The organism is Candidatus Xenohaliotis californiensis, assembly GCF_963930935.1.
In the GTDB taxonomy this organism is placed as follows: Bacteria; Pseudomonadota; Alphaproteobacteria; order Rickettsiales; family CAWVOK01; genus Xenohaliotis; species Xenohaliotis californiensis.
In genome coordinates, this window is record NZ_CAWVOK010000021.1 from 1 (window position 1) to 5014 (window position 5014).

Genomic DNA, 5014 nt, shown 5'->3' on the forward strand with positions numbered 1-5014 from the left:
TATTATTTATTATTAATTTATAAATTAAATTTTATTAATAAAATAGTTGATGTAGTAAAAAAAACACACAAGTGTGTTACACTGAATAGTTATATTTTTTTTGTTGTTATCTGGAACTATCTTATCGTACATATATAGTATTGCTAATTAATAAAAATTTAATTTTTGTAAGTATATTTTTAATTATTAATTATAAACAAGGGGGAAGTAGAATGCGTGCTTTGTTAGTTGAGGATGATTTTCCCACTGCGCGCTCTGTTGAGTTGGCTTTGAGTGTAGAGGGCATAGCTTGTGATACATGTACAATGGGTGAACAGGGTGTTGAAGTAGCTATGTTTCATGATTATGATATTATTATTCTTGATTTGAATCTGGAAGATATGGATGGCTGTGATGCTATATTGCGTATTCGTTCAGCAAAAGTTAAGGCGCCAATTTTAATATTGTCAGGAATAACATGTGTTGAACGGAAAGTAAAAGGTCTTGGTTTTGGTGCTGATGACTATATGACAAAACCTTTTAATAGAAGTGAGCTGATTGCAAGAGTGCAGGCAGTTGTAAGGCGTTCAAAAGGTCACCCAGACTCAATTATTGAAATTGGAAAATTGAAGATAAATCTAGATAATAGAATGGTTGAGGTTAATGGTGTTGTGCTACATCTAACAAGCAAAGAGTATGCTATTTTAGAGTTATTGGCACTCAGAGCTGGTTCAACATTAACAAAAGAAGTATTTTTAAACCATTTATATGGTGGTATTGATGAGCCAGAGTTAAAAATTATTGATGTTTTTGTGTGTAAGCTGCGTAAGAAATTAAGCAAAGCAGCTGGTGGTGAGAACTATATTGAGACTGCTTGGGGTCGTGGTTATACTTTGAAGTATAAGCCATATAATAATAATGTTAGAAAAAAGGTTGACACTACTGAATCTGCCTAGAAAGTTGTCTAATTAAATCTGTTTACAGCTGATTGCTGATTGTTAGTTGGCTGTTGAAAATTTATAGTATGACTAAGTAGTGTAAGTATTCTTATATTGTTAAAGTGTTTTTTGCATGTTTATTGATTGTAAGAGCAATCCTAATGTGGCATTATGGTGGGACATGTTGAGTTGCTGAATGTTTGAAATTATATGCTTCTGCCAATCCCATGTTTGTAGTGCTTGATAAAACTTATTGGCATCATTGCTATTTGTTAGTACAAAATTCTTTGTTAGATATGTTAATACAATTGTTATGACTTTTGTTTGCTCATCTGTTATGTGCTGCAGCAGTATTGGCAAATCACTCAGGGAAGAGTTTTTTAATATTGATTGCATAAGCTTTACCACTGTTGCTAAATTGTAGTTTAGTAGTTTTATAGCTAACCCAGGTGAGTTATTAGATATAGTAAGTGCTATTTCCATGATGTCTTTTTTAATATCGGGATGGGCATTCTTTATTATTTCAAGAGCATTCTTTGGTTTTGTTAGGGCAATTTTTATGCATCTTGACCTAATAGTTATTGGTATTAAAGATGGTGCAATTGTAGTAAGAAGCATAATAACATTTTTAGGTGGTTCTTCTAAGATTTTTAATAATGCTGCTGAAGAGTTTGTGTTCATATTATGTGAATTGTCTATAGCAACAATTTTTACCTTATTATTGGTTGTGGTTTGTAATGCAAAATTTTTTATTTGTTTAATATCATTTAATTGTATTTTTTTTTCACCATTAATAAAAAGTAAGTTTGTGTGCTCAAATGGTGTACAAGATTTTCTGTAATGTAGTATTTTATTTGCTATATACCATATAGTAGTGGTTTTATTAGTTCCTTGTGCACCATATAACATCCATGAGCCAGATAGTTTGCTTACAATTTTGTTTATTGTTTGGTGCATTACAGGAATGCCTCCTCCCATGTACCTTGAGTTGCAGCTCTTGAATATTCAGTAACACGATTTTCAAAGAAATTGGCATATTCCATGCCATTCAGTATTTCATCTAGCCATGGTAATGGATTTTGTACATTTGCATAGAGCTCTTTCATGCCAAGTTGCTTTAATCTTCTGTTTGCAATAAATCGTATGTACTGTTTAACTTCTGTAGGTGTTAAGCCTTCTACTGCACCAAGCTGAAATGCTAGGTCAATAAAAGCATCCTCATGTTTTACAATGGTTTTACATGCCTCATATAGTGTGTTGCGTAGCTCTGCATCCCATAATTCTGGATTTTCATTTATAAATATATGAAATAGTTTTATGATAGACAGTGTATGAAGTGTTTCATCGCGTGCCGACCATGCTATTATTTGCCCCATGCCTTTCATTTTACCAAATCTTTGAAAATTAAGCAGCATAGCAAAAGAAGCAAACAACTGTAGTCCTTCTGTGAAAGCACCAAAAACTGCCAATGTTGTTGCTATTCCACGCTTAGTGTTACAGCCAAATTTTTGCATGTAATCATATTTATCTTTCATTTCTTTGTACTTAATGAATGCTTGATATTCTGTTTCTGGCATGCCAATAGTATCTAGTAGATGGGCATAAGCAGCAATGTGTATGGTTTCCATATTGGAAAAAGCAGCAAGCATCATGCATACTTCAGGTGTTTTAAAAACTCTGGAATATTGCTGCATATAACAATTGTTTACTTCCATGTCTGCTTGAGTAAAAAATCTGAATATTTGAGTTAACAGATTTTTTTCTTTTTCAGTTAGATTAATATGCCAATCTTTAACATCATCAGTCATTGGGACTTCTTCAGGTAACCAGTGTATCTTTTGCTGTGTGGACCATGCTTCATAGGCCCATGGATGTTCAAATGGTTTATAAAAAATCCTTGGCTCTGTTAATGACATGATACACACCCTAGCAACTGAATAATAGTAATGATATTTTGCAGCTTAATGATTCAATGGTCAAGTTTGATATGATCATTGTATAATGCAATCTAATAGATTATTGATGTTTAATACTGTATTGTGTCACTTATTTTGTTTGAGGATAAGAGTTCAGCAGTGTATTATTGACAATAAAGGCATTCTTCATATTTTTTTGGTTCTTCTGTAATGCTGTGTGACACTTTATCAGCTCTTTGGATAGACATTGAACGACAATAGTACAAACTCTTTACCCCCTTTTTCCATGCATATTCATGCAGTTTGTGCAAATATCTTTTGCTAACTGTTGCTGGCAGGAATATATTAACTGACTGTGCTTGACAGATAAAAGGTGTTCTGTCTGCTGCTAGTTCTATTATAATTCTTTGATCAAGTTCATATGCTGTTTTAAATACTGATTTTTCAAATTCTGTTAAAAAGCTTAAATGTTGTACAGATCCATCATTGGTTGTGATTGATGACCATACGGCATCATTATCTTCACCTCTTTCTTGTAGTAAGCTTTTAAGATAAGGATTTTTTATTGGAAATGAACCACTGAGGGTTTTTTGTGTAAAAGCATTTGAGATATATGGCTCTATGCCTGGTGAGCTATTACCGGCAATAATAGATATTGATGCAGTTGGTGCAATTGCAGTTTTATGGGTAAATCTTTCATTTAATTTAGCATCAATAGCATCTAAGCAAGGTCCTTTTTCTGCTGCTAATTTTTTTGAAGCTAAGTCAGCTTGTTTTGCAATGAAAGAGAATATTTTTTTATTCAAGACTTTTGTAATTACTGAGTCAAATGGGATCATTTTTTTTTGCAGCATTGAATGTAATCCCATAACTCCAAGCCCTATACTTCTTTCTCGTGTAGCAGCATATTTGGCACGCTCCATTGAACTGGGTGCTCTATCTATGAAATCTTGTAGCACATTGTCTAAGAACCTCATGATATCTTCTATAAAGATTTCATTATTTTCCCATTCATCAAAATATGTTAGATTGACAGATGAAAGGCAGCACACCCCAGTTCTTTCTTTGTTTTTGTGGTCAAGGCCAGTTGTTAGAGTTATTTCACTGCATAGATTAGATGTTTTTATATCTAAATTAAGTCTTTTATACAGTTCAGGTTTTTTATCATTTACACTGTCAATAAATAGAATATATGGTTCTCCAATTTCTACACGTGCAGTAAGAATTCTAATCCATATCTGACGTGCTCCAATAGTGCGAACTATTGTATTGTCAAGTGGACTAACTAAGTCCCATGGATCATCATTTTCTACAGCTTGCATAAATTTATCAGTTATTACAACACCATTGTGTAAGTTTAATGCCTTCCTATTTGGATCACCACCTGTTGGTTTGCGTAAATCAATGAATTCTTCAATTTCTGGATGTGATACTGGTAGGTAAACAACTGAACTACCTCTTCTTAAAGATCCCTGAGATATGGCTAGTGTTAGGCTGTTTTGTACTGCTATAAATGGAATAATCCCTGATGTTCTGCCACTAACACCAATTTTTTCACCTATTGAGCGTAGGTTGCCCCAGTAACTTCCTATACCACCACCTCTTGCTGCAAGCCAGATATTTTCATTCCATAAATCAACAATGCCACTTAAACTATCATTTGCTTCATTGGTAAAGCATGATATAGGTAATCCTCTATTTGTGCCACCATTGCTTAGTATTGGTGTTGCAGGCATAAACCAACATTTTTGCATATAATATAATATCCTACTAGCATGATCTAGATTTGATCCATATGCATTTGCAACACGTTTAAATAAGCTTATACAATCCTCATTTGGCAGCAAATACCTGTCTTTTAACATGGCTTTGCCCGAATCCGTAAGTCGATCCATTTTATATTGCACATTACTCTATATATATTTAAATACTAGAATACTTAATATCATTTGTCCATGTAGTAATATAATTTACTCATGTAGTAGCAAAAATAATCATTGGTTATGATTCTATATTTATTTTATTTTAAAAATTAATTTTTTATAAATTATAATTATAATTAATTATGCTCATTTATTGCTTGGTATGCATTAAAGATTATACTATATGATTTTATCAATTATTCCTTAAGAGTTTAGTTGTTTGCTATAGAAAGAATTTACTATACATTTTAAGAAGACT

At 32.6% G+C, this 5014-nt stretch carries 4 protein-coding genes; 1 reads left to right on the plus strand and 3 read right to left on the minus strand.

All coding sequences use genetic code 11. From position 1 onward, the window contains the following. Positions 1–212: 212 nt before the first annotated feature. The gene (ctrA, locus tag AABI72_RS02335; RefSeq protein ID WP_338364020.1) at positions 213–935 is read left to right on the plus strand and encodes a response regulator transcription factor CtrA; all 723 of its coding nucleotides are present in this window, start codon (positions 213–215) and stop codon (positions 933–935) included. Between the two features lie 99 nt (positions 936–1034). Here the strand turns inward: ctrA and AABI72_RS02340 are convergent, their stop codons facing one another. The 3 genes from AABI72_RS02340 to AABI72_RS02350 all read right to left on the minus strand — a co-directional run bounded on the left by AABI72_RS02340 (position 1035) and on the right by AABI72_RS02350 (position 4728). Then, a complete protein-coding gene (locus AABI72_RS02340) occupies positions 1035–1895 on the minus strand; it encodes an AAA family ATPase (protein ID WP_338364022.1) in 861 nt (286 codons plus the stop codon). Next, positions 1874–2833, minus strand: coding sequence for a ribonucleotide-diphosphate reductase subunit beta (locus AABI72_RS02345; RefSeq protein WP_338364024.1), 960 nt, complete (start codon positions 2831–2833; stop codon positions 1874–1876). Before AABI72_RS02345 ends, AABI72_RS02340 begins: the two co-directional genes overlap by 22 nt. 164 nt (positions 2834–2997) lie before the next feature. After that, on the minus strand, positions 2998–4728 hold the full coding sequence (locus AABI72_RS02350; RefSeq protein WP_338364027.1) for a ribonucleoside-diphosphate reductase subunit alpha: 1731 nt from the start codon (positions 4726–4728) through the stop codon (positions 2998–3000). Positions 4729–5014: the final 286 nt, after the last annotated feature.